The 20,938-nt window shown below is 43.6% G+C and carries 15 protein-coding genes; 5 read left to right on the forward strand and 10 right to left on the reverse strand.

The genetic code is table 11. The annotated features are described in order from the left end of the window. The 5 genes from C8D97_RS17730 to C8D97_RS17750 form a co-directional block, all read right to left on the reverse strand. Positions 1-2,366, reverse strand: a 2,366-nt coding sequence (locus tag C8D97_RS17730; protein ID WP_210204989.1) for a beta strand repeat-containing protein, incomplete at its 3' end; no start/stop codon positions are given. 487 nt (positions 2,367-2,853) lie between these two features. Next, positions 2,854-3,885, reverse strand: a complete 1,032-nt coding sequence (locus tag C8D97_RS17735; protein ID WP_109765151.1) for a quinone-dependent dihydroorotate dehydrogenase — start codon at positions 3,883-3,885, stop codon at positions 2,854-2,856. 134 nt (positions 3,886-4,019) lie between these two features. After that, positions 4,020-6,668 carry a type I DNA topoisomerase gene (gene topA, locus C8D97_RS17740; protein WP_109765152.1) on the reverse strand — a complete coding sequence of 883 codons (2,649 nt, stop codon included), beginning with the start codon at positions 6,666-6,668 and terminating at the stop codon, positions 4,020-4,022. A 325-nt stretch (positions 6,669-6,993) separates the two neighbouring features. Next, a complete protein-coding gene (locus C8D97_RS17745; RefSeq protein WP_170115298.1) occupies positions 6,994-9,477 on the reverse strand; it encodes an ABC transporter permease in 2,484 nt (827 codons plus the stop codon). Continuing rightward, on the reverse strand, positions 9,470-10,231 hold the full coding sequence (locus tag C8D97_RS17750) for an ABC transporter ATP-binding protein (protein WP_109765154.1): 762 nt from the start codon (positions 10,229-10,231) through the stop codon (positions 9,470-9,472). The genes C8D97_RS17745 and C8D97_RS17750 overlap by 8 nt, the downstream gene beginning before the upstream one ends. Before the next feature lie 40 nt (positions 10,232-10,271). On the opposite strand from C8D97_RS17750, the gene C8D97_RS17755 reads away from it, so the two are divergent. Next, positions 10,272-10,898 (forward strand): arylesterase, encoded by a 627-nt coding sequence (locus C8D97_RS17755; protein WP_210204990.1) that lies wholly within the window; start codon positions 10,272-10,274, stop codon positions 10,896-10,898. A 184-nt stretch (positions 10,899-11,082) separates the two neighbouring features. On the opposite strand, the gene C8D97_RS17760 is transcribed toward C8D97_RS17755, so the two are convergent. After that, entirely contained in the window at positions 11,083-12,294 is a 1,212-nt protein-coding gene (locus C8D97_RS17760; RefSeq protein WP_109765156.1) for an aspartate aminotransferase family protein, read from the reverse strand. A 663-nt stretch (positions 12,295-12,957) separates the two neighbouring features. Between C8D97_RS17760 and astA the strand changes: the two genes are divergently transcribed. Beyond that, positions 12,958-13,974 (forward strand): arginine N-succinyltransferase, encoded by a 1,017-nt coding sequence (gene astA / locus C8D97_RS17765; protein WP_109765157.1) that lies wholly within the window; start codon positions 12,958-12,960, stop codon positions 13,972-13,974. A 164-nt stretch (positions 13,975-14,138) separates the two neighbouring features. Here the strand turns inward: astA and C8D97_RS17770 are convergent, their stop codons facing one another. The 4 genes from C8D97_RS17770 to astE all read right to left on the reverse strand — a co-directional run bounded on the left by C8D97_RS17770 (position 14,139) and on the right by astE (position 17,592). Then, a complete protein-coding gene (locus C8D97_RS17770; RefSeq protein WP_109765158.1) occupies positions 14,139-14,399 on the reverse strand; it encodes a GIY-YIG nuclease family protein in 261 nt (86 codons plus the stop codon). A 61-nt stretch (positions 14,400-14,460) separates the two neighbouring features. Continuing rightward, a complete protein-coding gene (gene argB / locus C8D97_RS17775; RefSeq protein WP_109765159.1) occupies positions 14,461-15,294 on the reverse strand; it encodes an acetylglutamate kinase in 834 nt (277 codons plus the stop codon). Positions 15,295-15,341: 47 nt separating this feature from the next. Continuing rightward, the gene (argC, locus tag C8D97_RS17780) at positions 15,342-16,400 is read right to left on the reverse strand and encodes an N-acetyl-gamma-glutamyl-phosphate reductase (RefSeq protein WP_109765160.1); all 1,059 of its coding nucleotides are present in this window, start codon (positions 16,398-16,400) and stop codon (positions 15,342-15,344) included. A gap of 145 nt (positions 16,401-16,545) precedes the next feature. Further along, on the reverse strand, positions 16,546-17,592 hold the full coding sequence (astE, locus tag C8D97_RS17785) for a succinylglutamate desuccinylase (RefSeq protein ID WP_109765161.1): 1,047 nt from the start codon (positions 17,590-17,592) through the stop codon (positions 16,546-16,548). Between the two features lie 368 nt (positions 17,593-17,960). Between astE and astB the strand changes: the two genes are divergently transcribed. The 3 genes from astB to C8D97_RS17800 form a co-directional block, all read left to right on the forward strand. Continuing rightward, complete coding sequence (gene astB, locus C8D97_RS17790; protein WP_109765162.1) at positions 17,961-19,304, forward strand: N-succinylarginine dihydrolase; 1,344 nt, start codon at positions 17,961-17,963, stop codon at positions 19,302-19,304. Between the two features lie 79 nt (positions 19,305-19,383). Then, positions 19,384-20,052, forward strand: coding sequence for a UPF0149 family protein (locus C8D97_RS17795; protein WP_109765163.1), 669 nt, complete (start codon positions 19,384-19,386; stop codon positions 20,050-20,052). Between the two features lie 101 nt (positions 20,053-20,153). Continuing rightward, on the forward strand, positions 20,154-20,938 hold a 785-nt coding region (locus tag C8D97_RS17800; RefSeq protein ID WP_146196180.1), incomplete at its 3' end, for a dicarboxylate/amino acid:cation symporter.

Genomic DNA, 20,938 nt, shown 5'->3' on the forward strand with positions numbered 1-20,938 from the left:
GTTGCGGCGGTGTTGTTGTTGCCGGCATCGTCCGTCGCCACATTGGCGTTCACATCAAGAGTGACCGCGCCTTCGGCGGTGGGCGTAATGGTCGCGGTGTAGGTATTACCGTCCACGGCACTGAAGTTACTGACGCTGGCGTTGGTGGCACTGATGTCTCCGACCACAAAGTTGTTCACGTCTTCGGAAAACTCAAACGTTGCGGTAAACGCGGCGTTGCTGTCCGCCGGTACATTCTGGATGACCACACCCGGATTGCTGATGTCGTAGTTGGCAACAGCCTGTGTCGCAGCGGTGTTATTATTGCCCGCATCATCCGTCGCCACCGATGCATTCACATCCAGGGTGACATTACCTTCGGCACTGGGGGTTATCAGTGCGGTATAGGTATTGCCATCCACGGCGGTAAAGTTGCTCGCAGTACCATTACCCACCGTAATATCGCCCACCACAAAACCATTGACGTCTTCGCTGAATTCGAAGGTGGCGGTGAACGATGAATTGGTGTCAGCAGGCACATTCTGGATCGCCACGCTCGGCTGAGTAATATCGTAGTTGGAGGTGGCCTGAGCGGCAGTATTGTTATTGCCTGCGTTGTCCTGAGCCACATTAGCATTAACGTCTATTACAACATTGCCTTCGGCGGCCGGAGTGATGGTTGCGGTATAAGTATTGCCATCAATCACAGTAAAGTTACTGGCAGCACCATTGGTGACAGAGATGTCGCCTACCACAAAATTGTTTACATCTTCACTGAACTCGAAGGTAGTCGTAAAGGCACCATTGCTATCTGCAGGTACATTCTGGATCGCAACGGTAGGATTAGTAATGTCATAATTAGCGACGGCCTGAGTTGCGGCGGTATTGTTATTGCCCGCATCATCCGTAGCCACCGACGCATTTACATCCACGGTGACATTACCTTCCGCAGTTGCCGTAATAAGAGCCGTATAAGTATTTCCATCAACTGCTGTAAAATTACTCGCAGTACCATTACCAACCGTGATATCGCCCAACACAAAATCATTGACGTTTTCGCTGAACTCAAACGTGGCGGTAAAAGAATTACTGTTAGTGTCTGCGGGTACGTTCTGGATCGCAACGGTAGGATTGGTAATATCATAATTAGCCACGGCCTGAGTTGCTGCGGTATTGTTATTGCCCGCATCATCGGTAGCCACTGAAGCATTTACATCGACGGTGACATTGCCTTCCGCAGTTGCCGTAATAAGAGCCGTATAAGTATTTCCATCAACTGCTGTAAAATTACTCGCAGTACCATTGCCGACCGTTATATCGCCCAACACAAAATCATTAACATCTTCACTGAATTCAAAGGTGGCGGTAAAAGAATTGCTGTTGGTATCGGCAGGCACATTTTGGATAGCAACAGTTGGAACCGTGCTATCAATAGTTAATTCATTAGAGTCCGCATCTTGGGGTGAGGCATTGCCAGCTGCATCGGTTGCCACAGCAACCACCTGATTCACACCATTCACGTCGGGATTAAAAGTGCCGCTGTCTGGCGTAACGGTTCCAGTATCCAATGACCAGCTGGTATCAGACTCTGCAACCACAGAAAAAGTAGCGCCACCAACGGTCACGCTAACGGTTGAAAAAGCTTCTGCATTACCGGTAATCACCGGTGTTGTGTCATTGGTTAATTGAGAATCAACGCTTGGCGCTGCCGGAGGCGTGGTGTCGAGCTGGGTTTTGTCTTCTGAAACAAATGCAGTATCAATATCACCATCAAACAAAAAGTTTCGGCCGGTAGAATTATTAATAGAATAAGTAACAACTACAGCATCTGTTGGCTGAAAATCTACTCGTACCTGATTTTCACGAACACTAGTAGCATTTTGAGAATTATCATTTCCGGTAAAATCAATGGTTGTTCCATTATCTGTAACAACTATAAAAGTCCCCGGATCAGACTCTACTGCATATGAGGCAACTTCTGCTTTTTGTACTGTAGCCATTTCACTGGAAGCTAAGTCAATATCTTTAAAAACCGAAAGAGGAATAATAGTAATTGGTGTGCCAGTATCACTTACAACATCATAACCAGATTCATAAAACTCATAACTTGCCGTTACGCTACCAACTCCACCAGAAGCAATTCTGACTAATGCATCATCACCACTAGTAGAAACTTGTAAGTCCGTAAGGTTGACTTGACTAGTAACTCTCAATACAACATCAACACTTTGTCCATTCAAAGATCCAACATTTGTCCAATGCCAACGAGAGCCTGAGTTAGCAGGCGTACCAGAAAACACCAGCTCCGTCGCACCATGAACTGCTGCACTTAAGGTTAATATAAGAAGGAATAAAAAAGACTTTACATATTTAACGGCAAAAAACATAAAAATTTCCTATTAAAACAATCAGTAACAGCACAGAAGAGTCAAAACCAATTGATTATCTATAGCCAACAACCAAATCTAAAGAACGACAGATTGGTGTTAAAAGCTCACTCAAAAAGAAACGCTTCAAAAAATATAGAACAAAATTATTCAAATGCTGTAATTTTTTAGACTAAAAACTAATATTAATTACGTTTTTATCCCAAAATCAGATTCAACAAATTAAAAATAATTTTTAATTCTAAAAAATCAGCGTTGCTTCATTAAATATCACTAAGCAGATCAGCCAATTAGAGTTAACTTAAGAATAGGCAACAAATAGGAATTACAACATAGGGATAAACCCCTATGTTGTTGTAATAATGTTTTGATGGAATGTATGAAACTGGAAAGATGAACCTGAACAGGCTTGATTCTGGTAAATTTTTTAACGAGTAAGATTTTACTATTTAAAGAAGGAACACCTCGCCCATCGATATGAGAATGATTATCGATACTGTTTTAAAGTTTTTGCTACCTCTGAAATTAATGCAGGTCCCTGATATATAAAGCAGCTATAAATTTGAACAAGACTGGCCCCGGCTTTAATTTTATTCAGAGCACTATCGCCATTATAAATGCCACCAACACCAATGGTTGGTACCTGGCCTTTTAGTGCTTCATTTAACTTGGCGAGCACCAACGTACTATCGTCCACCAGGGGTTTACCACTTAAACCACCCGTTTCATCAGCGTAGGCTTGCCCTTTTACTTTTTCTCGAGACAAGGTGGTATTTGTCGCGATAATTCCATCAATTTTGTGCGAGACAAAACTGTCGGCCACTTGCTCGATTTCGTTGTCGGCTAAATCGGGAGCAATTTTTACCAACACAGCCACATGTTTATTATGCTGCTTTGCTAACGATTGTTGCTTTTGTTTGATGGATTGAAGCAAATGATCCAGTACTTCGCCAAATTGCAGATCACGCAATCCGGGCGTATTCGGCGATGATATATTTACCGTAATATAATCGGCGTAGGGGTAAACTTTTTCCATGCCAATCATATAATCATCCACCGCTTTTTCTTCCGGTGTATTTTTATTTTTGCCGATATTAATTCCTAACACACCGGAGTAATGAGACTGCTTCACATTCTCAACCAATTGATCGACACCGTCGTTGTTAAAGCCCATTCGATTTATAATTGCCTCAGACTCTGGCAAACGAAACATTCTTGGCTTGTCATTACCGGGTTGCGCCAGAGGCGTAACCGTACCCACTTCAATAAAACCAAAACCCAGCGCACCGAGTGCATCGATATAAGCGCCATTTTTATCCAGTCCTGCCGCAAGACCGACGCGATTTGGAAAGGTCAGCCCAAATAACTCAAAGGGATCTTCAACCATTGGTTGCTTTAATAAAAACCGAAATGGAGAGTCCTGAAGCTTTCGCATCATCGACAAAGAAAAGTCGTGTGCTTTTTCAGGATCCATAGAAAAAAGCAATGGGCGTAATAACGGGTAAGCTGAGTTTATCATGTTGGTGACTTAACGATGGTTTTATGGCTTTGGGTTTAACAGCAAGCTTGACCGAGCCGAATATACGACTCGATCATTTTATTGCCTGATTAGTTATTCTTGAGTGACTTATTCTTGAATAACGTTTACTTAAACTATTTTTTCTTTGACTTCTTTTCTGACTCAACCCACTTGCCGTTTTGGTAGTGCGCTGTCCAGCCCGTCGCTTTACCGTCTTTTTCGCTCATGACATATTGCTCTTTGTTTTTGCGAGAAAAACGGATAACGGCTTTATTGCCTTCTTTATCTTCTGTGGGTGCTTTGGTTAAATAGTCAAACTTGGGATCCAGTTTATCTTTTACCGATAATACTTCTTCAACCAGTGGCGGCCGAGTTTCTCGGTTTTTTGGAAACTGGCTCGCCGCCAGAAAGATCCCCGATGCACCATCTCTTAGCACGTAGGTATCTTCTACCTTTAGGCACTTCAAGTGCGGCATTGGTATGGGATCCGCTTTTGGTGGTGCAGGCTCACCGTTTCGCAGCAATTTACGAGTGTTTTTACAATCGTCGCTGCTGCAACCAAAATATTTTCCAAATCGGCCCGATTTTAATTCCATATCGGCACCGCATTTATCGCATTCGATAATGGGACCGTCATAGCCTTTTATTTTAAAGGTGCCTTTTTCAATTTCATGGCCGTCACAGTTCGGTGAGTTTCCACACACATGCAAGCGGCGGTTTTCATCAATTAAAAACGAATCCATCGCCGTATCGCATTTTGGACAACGACGCTTCAACCTTAAATTTCTTGACTCGGCTTCTTCGTCTTTATCCACCGCTTCGGCTTCATCACCGGGGATTAAGTTGATAGTGTTTTTGCACTGCTCATCTTTCGGCAACGCATAACCGGTACAACCTAAAAACACGCCTGTCGTTGCCATACGAATGGCTAATTTATTTTTCTCACACTTTGGACAGGTCATGTCGGTATCAACAGCCTGATTGTTTTTCATGCCGCCTTCTTCTGGCGCTTTTTCCGCTTCAGACAACTTTTTACTGAAGTCTTTATAAAAGTCGTTCAGTGTGTCTTTCCAGTTTTTTCCGCCACTGGCGATCACATCAAGATTCTGTTCCATATTGGCGGTAAAAGAATAGTCGAGCAGATCAGTAAAGTTTTCACTCAGTCGATCGGTGACAATTTCACCCATTTTTTCGGCATAAAAACGACGACTGCGTAAACTGACGTAGCCCCTATCTTGAATGGTAGAAATAATAGACGCGTAAGTCGAAGGTCGACCAATACCTTTCTTTTCCAATTCTTTAACCAGAGCCGCCTCACTGTAACGGGGCGATGGTTTGGTAAAATGTTGCTTTGGTAATAGCTCTTTGAGCGCAACATCATCACCTTTATTTAAATCGGGCAAGGTAATGTCGTCGTCGCCTTTTTTCATCGGTGGCTGCACGCGCGTCCAACCATCGAACTTCATAACACGACCTTTTGCTTTTAACTCATAGTCGCCAGCTTTTGCCGTTAAGGTAGTGACATCGTATTCGGCGTTGGTCATCTGACAGGCAACAAACTGACGCCAGATCATATCGTAGAGTTTAACCGCATCCGGCTCCATGCCCATTAAGTCTTTGGTGGTGGTACCTACATTAGAAGGACGTATGGCCTCATGCGCTTCCTGTGCACCATCTTTATTGGCGTATCGCACAACATCGCCGGTTAAATACTTATCACCGTAAGAGGACTGAATATGATCGCGACAGGCGGTTAATGCGTCGTCGCTTAAGAACGTCGAGTCGGTTCTCATATAAGTGATGTAACCCGCTTCATAAAGCCGCTGCGCCATCATCATGGTTTTCTTGACCGAATACTTTAATCGGGTACTCGCCGCTTGTTGTAAGGTAGATGTGATGTAGGGCGCACCAGGTTTGCTGCGAGAGGGGCGATCTTCTCGTGCCACAATCGATAAGTCAGACTTTTCCAGCGCCTTGATGTCGGCATTCACTTCATCTTCTGACGTAGGTCGAAACTTTTTGCCCTGTTTGGTGGCCACCTGCATGCGCAAGGTGCTTGATTTTGCTTTTACATCCGCCTGTAAGTCCCAGAACTCTTCCGGGATAAAGGCTCGTATTTCTCGTTCTCGTTCAACAATTAACTTTACAGCGACGGATTGAACGCGACCAGCAGACAATCCACGGGAAACTTTTTTCCATAACAGTGGCGACACCATAAAGCCCACCACCCGGTCGAGAAATCGTCGCGCCTGTTGCGCATTGACGTAATTCATATCGAGGTGTGATGGCTTTTCAAATGCGGCCTTAATGGCTTTTTTGGTGATTTCGTTAAATACTACACGCTGAAATTTATCATCCTCACCGCCAATAATTTCTTTTAAATGCCAGGCGATGGCTTCCCCTTCTCTATCCAAATCCGTTGCGAGAAAGATTTGATCAGCATTTTTGGCTTGAGATTTTAATTCTTTAATGACTTTTTCTTTTCCCGGCAAGGCTTCGTATTGAGCTTCCCAATCATTTTCCGGGTTAATGCCCATACGTTTAAACAAAGCCTGTTTGGCTTTCTGCGCTTTGTGTTTGGCTTTTTCTTCGGGCGGTAGTTTTCGAGTGATCGCCGCCTGACGCGCGCGCTCTTTAGGATCGACCGGAGTTTTTGAGCCGCCACCGGTTGGCAAATCTCGAATATGACCAACACTCGACTTAACCACAAAGTCTTTACCGAGGTATTTATTGATGGTTTTTGCTTTCGCAGGTGACTCTACTATAACCAGTGATTTTCCCATTTGAGATCAAAGTGCTCCGAATATTTTTGTTTTCAGTGGCTTTAAACTGCGGCTGCTTATATGAATCGCCGCTCACTGTTCAGTCATTTTATGGCTCGCCAGTGGCATTAATTGCCCTATAAAGACTGGCTCTATTGCGATGCAGTGTAATTTGTTTTTCAATTGAATCAAGTACAACGCTTATTTATTTTTGGATGAAAAAAACATTTAAATCAATTCTTTTTTATTATTTTGAGATTTAGTTACATAAAAAAAGGAAAGCCAACCGCTTAGCTTTCCTTTATATTTCAATAAGTTAAAGACTTAAAATTGCTGCAATATTTTTTTAACTGTCGTTCAATATTGCAACCGGTGGCAAAGATAAAACTTTTCGATTACCTATTGCACCGGCAGGTACCACCATCAGGAGTCCGGCAACTGGCGCTGCCAACCATATCCAAGCATGCCAGACAGCGTCCATTTTAAAAATATAGGTATAGAGTGCAAACGCCAGACCTTCGGTAGCAATGGCCGCCATACCGCCAGATAAAATACCCAGTACCCAGTATTCCACCAGAGTTGTTTTACGGATAAAGTCTCGACGCGCACCGAGTGTTTTTAAAATGGCCGACTCATAGAGTTTTTCATCCAGAGTGGCGCGGGTGGTTGCAAACAATACTGCTAATCCGGCGAGAATAACAAACACCAATACCATCTCAACGGCCAGTGATGCTTTCTCAAGCACACTTCTCACCTCATTGAGGATGAGATCCAGCTCAATCACAGAAACCGTCGGAAACTGGCGTACAAGCTCATTCAGCACAAGTTTTTGATCCGGAGGCAGGAAAAAGCTGGTGATGTAGGTTGATGGCATTTCATCCAGCGCACCAGGATTAAAAATGACATAAAAGTTCGGCTGAAATGAATCCCAGTCAACTTTGCGGATAGACGTAATGGGTGCCGATATGGTTTGCCCGCCAATGGTAAAGGTCACTTCATCACCAAGGGTAAGATGCAAAGCCTCCGCCATTTTTTGTTCCATTGAAATTTGCGGTTCGGTGGCATCTCTCATGTTCCACTCGCCTTGTTCAATAGAGTTGGCCTCTGGCATTTCGTTACGCCAGGTTAAGTTCAGTTCGCGTCTTAAGGAGTTATGGTTCTGCGCCTTTTCGGGCAAAACCTGCTCCGGTTTTTCGCCATTCAACTCGGTGACTCGCCCACGTACCATTGGGAAGATATCAGCGGCTTTAATGTCTTTACTGGCGAACAACTGGTGTAAATCGTCAACATCTTCTTGCTGGATATTCACCAGAAAGTGATTCGGTGCATCGGCCGGAAGCTGCGCTTTCCAGTCAGCGATAAGTTCGTTTCGCAATAAAAAGATGGTGAGGATCAACGTCAGTGTTAAACCGAATGCGGTAATCTGGATCAGTGACGCGCTTTTGTGACGCTGCAAGTGCTCAACGCCAAACTTAACCGCTATGCTGCGTGTTTGTGACCAGCGACGCGCCAGCTTTAATAAGCCACTGGCTGCCAATAAACTGATCATGGTTAAAACGCCACCACCCACAACAATCGCCAGTACCAGTTTCAAATTTTGCGCGTACCAGTAAAGCACCAGCGACAATGCAAACACCGCTACCGAAACAATAAACCAACTACTGAGATTCACCGGTGCCAAGTCTCGCCGTAGAATTCTCATGGGCTGTATCGAACGGATACAGATAAGGGCCGGTAATGCAAAGCCGATTAATACGGTTAATCCTGTCACCAGACTAATCAGGAAGGTAGCCAGTTGCGGTGCCGGAACTTTTTCCGGTAACAGATCGGCCAACGCTTTAATTAACACTTCGTTCACCAGATAACCACTGGCGCTGCCCAGTAATGATCCCGACAAGCCGGCCAGAAGCAACACCAGACAAAAAATGCTCAGTACCTGATTTTTCTTCAGACCCATACAGCGCAGCAATGCACTGTGATCAAAATGTCGGTTAGCGTAACGGTTCGCCGCAATGGCGATAGCAATACCACCGAGTATCAATCCAAGAACGCCAGCCAGATTCAGGTAATTTTTAGCCCTTCCCAGTGCCGAGCCTAATTGCGGAGCTCCCGAATCGGCGCCCAGCAATCGCTGTGACTTGTTCAACTCGCTCTCAGCCCACTGATCAAAATCGCTTAAAGCAGACTCACTGCCGGATAACGCCAGTCGATAACTTAAACGACTGCCCGGCTGCACTATATCGGTGGAGGGAACATCGTTAATGTTCATAATCAGAGTGGGTGAGAAATTGAAAAAGCTGCTGCCGCCCGGTTCAACCACTACCACACCTGCCACTTTCATGGTTGCCACACCCACCTGTACCGTATCGCCCACTGACAACTTCAATAAGTACAATAAACGGTTCGACAACCATACCGTGCCGGACTCTGGCGCACCGCGAGTAAGTTTGCCTTCACCAAAAGCCTTATCGGCTATTTCAAGACTTCCGGCCAGTGGAAACTGGGCATCAACGGCTCGCACCGTTGCCAGATGAAACTCTTCTTCTGCCACCACAACACTGGAAAACCACAATAGATCGGACGTATTTAGCCCGAGCTCACTGGCGTGTTCGGAAAACTTGGCATCGATTGGCCGAGGGCCGGATATCAGTCGATCAGCCCCCAAAACTTGTGCGGCTTCTTTAGTCATACCGCGATCTATACGATCGACAAGAAGCGTAATCGCAGTTAACCCGCCTATGGCAACCCAGAGGGCAAAAATCAGAATTCTTAGCTCACCACTTTTCCAGTCGCGCCAAAATAATTTCCAGGCTAATGACAGACTAAGCATGTGAAGCCTCGCTATCAGATGCATTGTCGGATTGTTGTTTCGTTTGCCTGTCCGATTGCCCAGATGGCTGCCCAGACGATTGTTTCGCTTGATTATCGGAAACCAGTTTGCCAGAGGACAATTCGAGCTGACGATCACAACGCTCCGCCAGTTTTAAGTCGTGGGTTACCAGTATTAAAGTGGTGCCTTTTGAGCGATTCATTTCAAACAAAATATCAATGATTTTCTGTCCGGTCTCTGTATCCAGATTGCCGGTCGGCTCATCGGCAAACAGGATTGCCGGTTCTGCGGCAAATGCTCTGGCAATGGCTACGCGCTGCTGCTCTCCGCCACTCATTTGCTTAGGATAATGATCCAGACGATCACCCAGGCCAACCCGCTCTAATAGCTCTGCTGCTTTTTTTGAGACTTTTTTGCCACCTTTTAGCTCCAGCGGCAAGGCTACATTTTCCAGAGCCGTCAGTGTTGAAAGCAAATGGAACGACTGAAACACAAAGCCAACGTTTCGCGCTCTAAAATCAGCCCGTTGATCTTCGTCCAGATCAGTAATGTTTTCATCGCTTAAAATGACCTTTCCCGAACTCGGCGTGTCTAAACCTGCCATAAGGCTGAGCAAGGTGGATTTTCCCGAACCCGAAGCGCCAACAATGGCAACGGATTCTCCTTCGCTCACCGAGAAAGAAATATCATTTAATATGGTTAATTCACCGGAATGGGTTGGTACTTGTTTTGTTAATTCACTCACTGATAGCATATAACGATCTTCTATTGTTTACTTTATGGGACAAGACTACATGAAAAAGTTTATGACGTTGAGCCACATTTTGTTAGTGGTTGTTTCATTATATACGTCAACGTCTGCCAGTCAGACCTTATTAATTTTAGGCGACAGTCTCAGCGCTTCCTACAATATTCCCCTCGAAAAAGGTTGGGTGCCGCTACTTGAGGAACGGCTGCAAAATGAATTTCCTGATATTTCGGTCGTCAATGCCAGCATCAGCGGCGAAACCACCGGCAATGCATTAAAACGCCTTCCGGCCCTACTGGACAAGTTTTCACCGTCAACGGTAGTGATAGAGCTGGGTGGAAATGACGGTCTGCGCGGCTTTAAACTGGCGCAAATCAAACAAAACCTGGAGCAGATGATCACACTCTCCAAGCAAAGTGGTGCTAACGTAGTGTTAACCGGCATCCATATTCCACCAAATTATGGCCCTGCTTACACACAAATCTTCTACAACGCTTATAAAAATTTATCCGAGCAATACCAGACTGAATTTGTGCCATTTATTTTAAAAGACATTGGCGAAGATCCTGATTTAATGCAGGCTGATGGAGTACACCCAACCGCCGAAGCCCAGCCGAAAGTATTGGAAAATATGTGGCCACACATTAAAAGAGCCTTAAAAAGCGCGCAATAAATTTATTATTAATTTGATAGGCTGGCCATGTCATATGTTTTAAAGCCCTCTCATTAAATATCCCCTCATGGCCTGAGCTTGGGGATAAATATTAAAATTACCTGCGCCCATAAAAAAACAGCAACCACCGAATAGTGATTGCTGTTTTTTGTTTTTCAGAGCGCTGTGGAATTAATCGCTTTCGTTATGATTCACCCACAACCTTGGCAACACCTTTTTCAAGCGCTGCAAGCCCCAGTTCAATTTCTTCATCGGAAATTAATAACGAAGGCGCAAAACGCAGTACATTAGGTCCGGCCATCAACAATAAAGCACCTTGCTCCAGAGTTGCATTCATAAAGTCTCTGGCACGGCCTTTGTAGGTTTCGTTCAATGCAGCACCAATTAATAAACCCTGGCCTCGAACTTCAGAAAATACATTGTATTTTTCATTAATCGCCGACAGTTTTTGCTTAAACTTTTCATGCCGAGCTTCAACACCCTGTAAAACCTCAGGGGTATTGATTACATCAAATACCGCACTGGCAACCGCGCAGCCCAGAGGGTTTCCACCATAGGTGCTGCCATGGGTGCCAACCACAAAACTTTTCGCCACTTTATCTGTGGTTAGCATGGCACCAATAGGGAATCCACCGCCCAATGCTTTTGCTGTGGTTAAAATATCGGGAGTAACATCAGTGTGCATGTAAGCGTAAAGTTTTCCGGTACGACCCATGCCCGATTGGACTTCATCAAATACCAGCAATGCATTGTGTTGATCACACAATTCTCGAACGCCTTTAACGAATTCGGCATCAGGCACAATAATCCCGCCTTCACCCTGGATCGGCTCCATCACCACCGCACATGTTTTGTCAGAAATGAGTGCTTTTAATGAGTCGAGATCATTGTAGGTGGCATGTTTAATACCGCCCGGCAAAGGTTCAAATCCCTGAGTGTATTTTTCTTGCCCGCCAACACTGACCGTAAACAATGTACGACCATGGAATCCCTGAAAGAAAGAAATAATTTCATTTTTTTCACTGCCATAATTATCGCTGGCGTAACGACGTGCCAATTTAAAAGCGGCTTCGTTTGCTTCTCCACCTGAGTTTGCAAAAAAGACTTTTTCAGCGAAGGTCGCATCAATCAGCTTTTGCGCCAAAGATAAAGCGGGCTCATTAGTAAACACATTACTCATGTGCCAAAGTTTGTTTGCTTGTGAAGTTATCGCTTCAACCATAGCCGGATGACAGTGTCCCAGAGCATTAACAGCAATCCCTCCGGCCATATCAATGTATTCATTGCCATTGGTATCCCAAATTTTACTGCCCTTGCCTTTTTCCGGGATCATTTGCATAGGCGCATAGTTAGGAACCATAACGCTGTCGAAGGTATCTCGAGAAATATTACTCATCACTAAACTCCGCCGTAAAGATTAAATCGTTTTCCTGACATTTATTCAGGAGGTTTTAAAAATAAACGCTGCTTCAGATTTTTATTTTGAATCAGGCTTTTTGACTATTTAAATCAAATTCTAATGGTTAGCGATCACACGATTAAGTGACATCACTTATGAGTAGGACTAAAGATTTCTATTCATTCACTTTAGCCAAGTCAAACTGTCCTAACATGGACTGTCAAAACAGCTCTGTCAAAACATGTCTTACTCATCAAATAAGCTAACGAGTTTACTATCTCAAACTCAAAATATCGAAACCCGTTATGTTCGCGGTTTTAACATGAATTTTCCAGTTCTTTTATAAAAAAATAAATATTCAGGCATACCTGTATATTTATTCAGAAACACAATTGCGTTACCTTCTCGCTACTTTTATGGATATAATGTGCGGCTCGAGTTTTTGAATCTGCGGCATTATCATTAGAATAATGTCTTCTTGATACAAGAAAATAGTCATGGAATACAGAAGCTTACAATTTCTGTAGAAGTGTGCGGTTTATAAATTTGGTGTATAAAAATATTCACACCTGATCATTAAGCCTCTCTCTACTAGACTATTAACCTCTTACATTAACTCAATAAATCCGCTCAATTTAATGCATAGGAGTAAAGCCGGATATGATGCTATTTCGCCCAGTAACACAGGACGATGCCGATCAAATCGCTGCGCTTGCACAACAAACAGGTACAGGCTTAACAACATTGCCTAAAGATCCTGAAAAGTTGAAACATAAAATTGCGTTATCCATTGAGTCTTTTGCTGCAACAGTAGAGTACCCCGGAAAAGAGTATTACCTGTTCGTTCTGGAAGACACGACGACAGGCAAGGTTGTAGGCACCTCTGGGCTTGCAGCGGCGGTGGGCCTTGAGCAGCCATTTTATACCTACAAAGTAGGCACGACGGTTCATGCCAGCCCTCGTCTTGGTATCCATAAAACAATTCCCACTTTAATTCTTGGCCACGATTACACGGGTACCACAGAAATATGCACGCTGTTTTTATCGCCCAATCATCGTGGTGGTGGAACAGGAAAGCTGCTGTCGAAAGGTCGCTTTTTATTTTTAAAAAATCACCCGAAACGCTTTGCCAATAAAATCATTGCTGAAATGCGTGGCTACTCTGACGAGAATGGTGTTTCACCGTTTTGGGAAAGTTTGGGCAGACATTTTTTTGATATGGACTTTGACGATGCCGACACAAAAAGTGGTGAAGACAGCAATGAATTTATCGCCGAGTTAATGCCGAAATACCCAATTTATGTTCCGATGCTTTCGGAAGAAGCACAGGCAACTTTAGGTAAGGTTCATCCTGATACAGAGCCGGCACTGAAACTATTAAAAAAAGAAGGGTTTCGTTACACCGGTTATGTGGATATTTTTGATGCAGGGCCAACCATTGAAGTACGACAGGAAAATATTGATACTATTAAACGATCCATCGACGTTAATGTTGTTATTAATTCGTCCGTTGACTCGACACAACGTTTTTTGATTGCTAATCGTAAAGTTGAAGATTATCGCTGCGTATTAGCCAACGCTCAGCTTATTGATAATCGTATTGAAATAACCGCAGAGATTGCCAATGCCCTTGGCCTAAAAAATGACGATCAGGCCATTGTCACACCCATGAGTTAAACTTTAAATTAAGGCTCTATTAAAATCAAAGCTATTCGATCGAGATTATTAATTGAGACAGCTTAATCAATAGGGTTCAACAAATTCAGAATTAATCGATTAATCATCAGGGAAGATTGTACGGTCGACATCAGCGGTTTTCAGTATTTGCTTGCTTTCAGTGCTCAGTTACTTTCAGTGATCAGTTGTTCTTTATAAAGTTTTGGCAGTTTTTTTATTTCCGCTTCTCGTTTAGCAGCTGACGACCTGGTATGGGCTGACTCAACATAAACCACTGCCTCAGGCGTTCTGCCGTAAAAATACTTTGCCCCTTTACCAGAACAGTGTTGCTGAAAGCGACGCTCTACATCCGTTGTAATGCCTGTGTACAATGAGCAATCCGAACAACGGATCATATACACCATCCAGTTTAGCTCAATGGCCATTATGAATTACCGTTTTAGCACAGAATATTTTTTATAGTATTTTACAACGCGTTTTCCGACGTTATTTATGGATAATGGTGCCATAACGCCCTTCATCGTTTGCTACCGATAAAAATGCACCGGGTTCACGGCCAGATACAATAGCAATAGCGCCCACGCCGTCATCCAGTAATGAAATGGCTTCTTCAACTTTAGGGATCATACCGCCTTGTATAATGCCGTCGTCGATTAATTGTTTAGCACTGTCAGGGGTGACGGTTTTTATTCGGGAACCGGGTTGCTCGAGATCCTCAAACACAGCGCCAACCTGAGTGGTTAGCAGTAACAAGTCGGCTTTTAATACCCGGGCAATTTGTACTACCGTGGTATCCGCATTGATGTTAAAAACTCGCCCCTTGTCACTCACGCCCAGTGTGGCTATAACCGGTGTTACACCTAAGCCTAAAAGGCCGGTTAAGAGTTTACCGTTTACCCGAGTGACGTCACCCACTTCGCCAAAATCAATGGGCTTATCTCCGGCACCCGACATAACTCTGGGCGGCCGCTTGACCGCCTGAATTAATTGACCCGATGCACCATGACAGCCAAACGCATTCACTCCGGCACGCTGCAGTGCAGACGTTAACTCAACATTCACTTCACCGGCAATGGCTTGCTTAACAACCAGAAGATCGGCTTCGCTAGTGATACGACGACCGCCTACCTTGTTCGCCACCAAGCCATGTTTTTGTTGCAGACGATTGGTTTGAGGGCCTCCGCCATGAAGCAGTACGACTTGCCACCCCTGCTCAATTAACGAGGCCACATTAGTGGCCAGGCCATCTCGCTCAGCATCATCGAGCAGGACATCACCGCCCACTTTAATTACCGCTGTTTTCGCCTGCATCTTTGTCATAGTTGGAATCTCTCCACTTGAAAGCTGTTATTGGTACTAGAGCGTGTTTATGGCCACATACCTGGCGCATCCAATCCAAAGTGCATCGGTTTACCGGTCATCAGGTTAAAGCTCTGGATCGCTTGACCAGCACCACCTTTAATCAGATTATCGATTGCCGATGTACAGCATAAGGTTTTAACGCCTGTTTCTTCGTCTTCACGCACTGTGATGCCAATTTCTACACGCGCAGTACCTGCAACGGCAACCACTTCAGGCGAAACGCCAACCGGCATAACCGTAACCAGTTTATGATCGGCGTAATAATCCTGATAAATTTTCTGGATCGAGTCTGCACTGTGACCCTCGGGTAAATCCATTTGTGAAACCGCCAGAATACCGCGAACCAGAGGGGCTGAAACAGGCACAAAATCAAGTGCTATATTTTCGCCACCAGCATGTTTTAAAGTTTGAATAATTTCGGAACGGTGTTGATGATGCAATGTTTTATAGGCTTTTAAGTTATTCACTCGAAGCGCATGATGAGTGCCTGCTTGCGGCTTAACACCGGAACCAGATGAACCAGTCATGGAGACGTTTCGAACGTTTACATTTTTTAACAGATCTGCGTCGGCAAGGGGTAATAATCCCATAGCAATACCGGTTGCAAAACAGCCCGGGCTGGCAACATGCTTAGCCTGTTTTATTTTGTCTTCGTTGAGTTCTGGCATACCGTAGGTAAAGGTGCCCAGACGATCGGAACACGGATGCTCAGGTGCGTAATCATTAAGATAGTCGTTCAGGTTTTCCAAACGAAAATCACCGGACAAATCAATAATTTTCACATCCAGATCAAACAGTTCCATGGCTACTTTTGCAGTAATAATATGAGGCATGGCTAGAAACACAATATCAGCCCCTTCAGCACACTCTTTGGGGGAGATATCTTGCAAAATAAGATCATCGTACCCCACCAGTGCACGATGCACCTTACTGACAGGCTCACCGATATAATCTTTACTGGAAACACGCAACACCTCTACATCGTCACGCACCAATAAATGACGTAAAATTTCTGCAGAACCATAACCGGCTCCACCAATGATTGAAACTTTAACTTTGCTCATAATATCTCCTGAGTTTAGGCTCTATGTATTCTACAAAACGATGTTGTAAAACGTTCATACAAACGTTTCTATAAAACAATTCTATTCAAAACTTTTGTTAAAATATTTATTTAAAAAATGATTTTTTAACCCATTAGCTACTTGTCTACAAACGGGTTTTAACAACCACCAATCCGGCTCTCTGACCAACCGGGACGTTTTCATTGGGAAACACAATGGCTTCGCCTGTTGCTTCTACTTGATACCCACCATCAGCGTCATCGGTCAATTGATAGCCTTGTTCAAACGATGTGAAGTTTTCTACATCTTGACTGATATTCAGTTTAAATGACTCTGACTGTTTTAATAGTTCATGTTTAACCTGAAACAAATTAAAGTCCTGGTTATCAAACGTTTTTGTATCAACCGGCTTACCTTCAATTAATCGCTCTAGATTACGAGTGATATGGGTAAAGTCTTGCGGATCATTTTCACCAAAAGGTTTTACTTTACCAAGTTCAACAGTAAAACCATGGGCATTAAACTGATGGCTGGTAAAATAGGAGAAAGTTCCCGCTGGCTGATGACCCAGAAGAATGGTATTGATATCTGACGATAGAAAAAACTCCAACTGAGACTTATCCCAGGGCTTTCCATCTGGAAACGGGTAAATAGCAAACTTTTTGTATTTAGAAGGCCGAATAGCGGTATGTAAATCGTAGTGTAGCCTTGTCACTGAATCAGTCCCGCTAACTGAGCCAGAAGAGGCACGCGTATTATAAAACTCTGACACGTAATGTTCTAAACGTTCTGCTCTTTTTGCTTCATGGTGATCTTTATCTTGGTGCTTACCATTAAATAAACGATTCATATTTTCAACATCAAATCGCTGCGATTGATTCATCGCGACCGGATTACCAATGATAAACAACACTCTGGATGATACCGTCAATTTTTCATTGATAATTTTTTCAACCAGTTTATCAACAATTTCTATTGGAGCGGTTTCATTACCATGAACGCCTGAAGATATTACTAAATCAGTGCCATTATAATCACTGGGTTCTACCAGTAAGACACCGGTATCCAGTAATTGAATTGATGTGTTTTTGGTGGTTGTTATGGGCGGTTGCTTTTCAATTGACTGCTCGTTTTCACGGGTCAACTGCAAAAAACCTTTCTGTTTCAGAATATTATTCAACTGCGTTTGCATAATTATTCTTTAGCCCTTTCATTAAAGCGGTTTGAAGACAATTCACACCATTATACCGTGATAGCTCAGCATTGAAATGCCTGACCCTTAATTAAGCCAGTGCAATACTCCTATGAGCCGGTTTACCAAAACAAAAACTTATAAAAACAACGAGTAATCTTTTCAAATGGTCAGAAACTTTTGTTTTTTACAGTTTCCTGATAGGCTTGGATCAACGCTTCGGCTCTTTTCAACCACACATTGAAGGGTCAGCAAATTCAGCAAGCGATGTCGTCTACCCACACAGTCAATAAATATTCAATTCGTAGCTGCCAGTGCAGATTACACGACCGTGCAGTGGGTACTATTCAAGTACAGGAAAACAAATAATGAAAGCATTTGAAGTTAACTTTGATGGTTTGGTTGGCCCTACTCACAATTATGCCGGACTTTCCGTGGGCAATGTCGCCTCGTTAAATAACGCGGCACAAGCGTCCAACCCTAAAGAAGGTGCCAAACAAGGTTTACAGAAAATGAAAGCACTGCACGATATGGGATTAAAGCAAGCGCTACTGCCACCACTTGAACGACCCGATGTGTTCACATTACGAAAGCTCGGCTTTGGTGGCAGTGATGAGAATGTACTTAAACAGGCTTACCAGCAAGCGCCGCAAGTATTTGTTGCGACCTGTTCCGCTTCCAGTATGTGGACAGCAAATGCCTGTACGGTATCGCCCAGTGCCGATACTATGGATAAAAAAGTTCATTTTACCGCGGCCAATCTAGCTAATAAGTTTCATCGTTCCATTGAATCACCAACCACGTCGCGTATTTTACAAAGTATTTTTAATAATCCAGAGCATTTTGTACATCATGAGCCGTTACCTCTGGGCGATCATTTTGGCGACGAAGGCGCGGCTAATCACACTCGTTTTTGTGACAGTTACGAACAACCGGGTGTGGAATTTTTTGTATTCGGCAAATACGCATTTGATAATTCAAAACCCGCACCGACTAAATATCCGGCACGGCAAACTTTTGAAGCATCACAAGCCATAGCACGACTGCATCAACTGGACTCATCTAAAACGGTTATTGCCCAACAAAATCCATCGGTTATTGATCAAGGCGTGTTTCATAATGATGTTATTTCTGTTGGCAATGGTAATGTTCTGTTTTATCACCAACAGGCATTTTTAAACACCGGTGATGTATTTAAACAAATCAAACAAGCTTATGGTGACAAACCATTTTACTTTGTTGAAGTACCTGACGCATCAGTATCGGTTCAAGATGCCGTCAATACTTATTTGTTCAACAGCCAATTGGTCACACTGCCTGACGACTCCATGGCGTTAATAGCCCCCGGAGAATGCGAAGAAAACAGCCGGGTAAAACAATACCTGGATCAACTGGTTGAACAGGACAATCCGATTAACCAAGTAAAAATTTACGACGTAAAACAAAGCATGAGAAATGGCGGTGGCCCAGCCTGTTTACGCCAACGCGTGGTGTTAACCGAACAAGAGCTAACCGCCGCTAACCAGCATGTTTTTATGAATGACCAGTTATTCAATACCCTCAACAACTGGGTTGATAAACACTATCGTGATCGTATGAACGACAGCGACCTTGCCGATCCGCAATTATTAATTGAATCACGAACAGCACTGGATGAATTAACACAAATATTAAAGCTTGGTTCCATATACCCGTTTCAACTTGAGTCATAAGTGTCCTTCTAATGAAACTCTGAATTCATTAGAAGGTGTTTTTTATTTATAAATTTAGCCGTTAGTTTTAAGGGTATTAATGAAAATTATTACACCACTAAACAGTGAAGAAATTGACCGTCTTGAAGCACAACTTAAAGCCTATGATGGCCTTGATATGTCAACCCTTGACGGCTTTTTCACAGCAATTACTTCGGCACCAGAAGTGTCCAGTCCCGACCAATGGTTACCGATTGTTTTTCAAAGCACCCAGTGGCGCGATAAACGCTTTGATGATTTTGAAACCTTATACGCTCTGCTAATTCGTCATTTAAACGGCATTGAGTCTATCTTATCCAGAGACGCTGAAAAATTTGAACCCTTGTTTCTTGAGCGAGACTTACACGATTCGGTTGATATAATTGTTGATAACTGGTGCCGGGGTTATATGAAAGGAGTGGCTCTGGTTGCTGCCCCCTGGAAAGATGAATACCAAACGTTAGAGGCCTGGTTGTCACCAATTTTAATGTTCAGTGGCAGTGCAGGCGCCAGTTTGCGAGAAAAAAGCAGCCGCGAACAAATATTACAATGGAAGGCACAAGTTGCCCCAAGCGCCAGAGCCATATTTAACTTTTGGTACGATGCACGCCCCAAATACCAGCCCACTGTCACTCAACCCTTTGTCAGACACACACCTAAACCCAGCAGAAATGATCAATGCGTGTGTGGCAGTGGTAAAAAGTTTAAACACTGCTGCGGCGCACATTAACAATAAGAACTCGTGTCATCCCGAAAATCGGTTACTTTTACCCGTTATAAATTCCTGATAGTCTTGCGTTAATAAAACGATAACAACCTTGTGGGACAATCATGTTTAAATCTTTCACTAAAATGAGTTTAAGTGCTCAAATTTTCACCGGCCTAGCTGCCGGGATCCTGTTTGGCTTCATTCTTTCTCTTTCCGCCCAAATTAGCCCCGGCGTTGATAATGTCATCAGCAACTATGTGGTGACAGGCTTTGACATCATTAAACGCCTGTTTATCAATGCATTAAAAATGGTGGTTGTTCCTCTGGTCTTAGTGTCACTTATATGCGGCACATGCTCGCTATCGGATCCAAAAAAATTAGGCTCCCTTGGCGGAAAAAGCATTTTACTTTATTTATTAACCACCGCTATCGCCATCACACTGGCACTAACATTAGCTAATATTTTTGATCCTGGCGCTGGCGTTACCATGGAAACCACCGACTATGTCATTAAAAATGCCCCCGCATTAACTGAAGTATTGGGAAATCTGGTTACTGATAACCCATTTAAAGCCATGGCCTCGGGCAACATGTTACAAGTCATTATCTTTGCCATTATTTTTGGTATAGCCATTTCCCGGGCCGGTGAAAGCGGCAAAAAGATAGCCGGCTTTTTTGATGCCTTAAATGACGTTATTTTAAAATTGGTGACCATCATTATGCATATTGCACCTTATGGTGTGTTCTGCATTATGGCCGTAGTTATTTTTGATACTGGCCTAGAAGCCATCAGTAAGCTATTTGTCTATTTTGTACTGGTTGCCATCACGTTAGTCATTCACGCATCATTGACCTACCCGACATTACTGACGTTATTTACTGGCTTAAATCCACTGATGCTAATTAA

This window comes from Pleionea mediterranea (assembly GCF_003148745.1).
Classification (GTDB): domain Bacteria; phylum Pseudomonadota; class Gammaproteobacteria; order Enterobacterales; family Kangiellaceae; genus Pleionea; species Pleionea mediterranea.